This is a genomic window from Salinimicrobium oceani, from assembly GCF_012037645.1.
In genome coordinates, this window is record NZ_JAAVJR010000489.1 from 1 (window position 1) to 488 (window position 488).

Consider the following 488-nt stretch of genomic DNA (forward strand, 5'->3'; position numbering starts at 1 on the left):
GCGATAAAAGCATTAAAAGTTCCTGCTCCGAGCGACTGCAGGTTGTTGGAGAGCCAATTAGCAACCCGCGAGGAATCTATTCCCTGGCTGAGGTCATATCCCACATAAGTTTCGGCATCATTGATCTGGTCCTTGATCACCTGTATGACTTTTTCGGAATTTGCTGCCGCTTTTCCAATTTTGGAGGTAAGCATGAGAACTGTGAGGGTGACGGGTACCAGGATTCCTATAAATGAAAGAAACATTAGAAAGGATGCTGCCATTACAGGTCTCCAGCCTTTGTCTACCAGCTTGATCATTGGCTTTCTTAGCACCACATATAAAGTGATGGCACCAAGTACTCCCGAGAGGTAAGGTAAAATTTCCCTAAAGATGAGAACCGATAGAAATAATATGAGAAGCAGTACGAACAGCTGTCGTACCAAAGATGGTTTCAATTGGTTCATTTAGGTTGAAGTAATTATTTTGCAAATAGCTGGTCGATATTT

1 protein-coding gene is annotated in these 488 nt (G+C 42.6%); it reads right to left on the reverse strand.

The window, feature by feature from the left end; all coding sequences use genetic code 11:
* Window positions 1-446, reverse strand: a 446-nt coding sequence (locus HC175_RS17875) for an AI-2E family transporter (RefSeq protein ID WP_168139614.1), incomplete at its 3' end; no start/stop codon positions are given.
* Window positions 447-488: the final 42 nt, after the last annotated feature.